General features: G+C 34.9%; 1 protein-coding gene. It reads left to right on the forward strand.

All coding sequences use genetic code 11. The annotated features are described in order from the left end of the window. The coding region (locus ACIR131C_RS0100965; protein ID WP_028088716.1) for a transposase family protein at window positions 1-401 on the forward strand (401 nt) is incomplete at its 5' end. Window positions 402-585: the final 184 nt, after the last annotated feature.

Here is a 585-nt window from a genome sequence, read left to right on the forward strand (position 1 = left end):
CTCATACTAGAAAAAACCAGCTAATTGTCCTACCAAATGGTAAAGATATTGTAGATGTAAAGGCTGGTAAACCAGGTCCCAAAAGTGATATCAGCTTATTTCGTGAAACCTCCCAGGAATTTGAGACCAAACAAAGGTTTAATGGGGATAAAGCTTATGAAGGAGAAGAGTCAATTAAAACCCCTCAGAAAAAACCGAAAAAACAAGAATTAACGCCTGAACAAAAGTCCAGAAATAAAGAACTAGCGTCGGAAAGAATTTTTGTTGAACATTTAATTCGTTTAGTCAAGATATTTAGAGTTGCCCAAGAAAGATTTAGATTAAATACCCAGAAATATGAACAAATAATTATGACTATTTGTGGACTTGTAAGATTGCGTATTGGTACTGTTATTTTGTAGCTATAGCAAATTGCAAGTTTCCTGCATAAAATCCAATTTCAGAGGTGCTATTTTTTGGCTAATTCCCAATAGCAGGCATCTTCAGCACTGATTATAGCGTATAATCTGAGTATCTTTGCACTTAACCTTCATTTCCTCAAAAGCAGTTGTGGTGAAGGTTAGATAGTTTTCGGAGATGTCTAAT

Origin of the sequence: Dolichospermum circinale AWQC131C (genome assembly GCF_000426905.1) — a bacterium.
Lineage (GTDB): Bacteria > Cyanobacteriota > Cyanobacteriia > Cyanobacteriales > Nostocaceae > Dolichospermum > Dolichospermum circinale.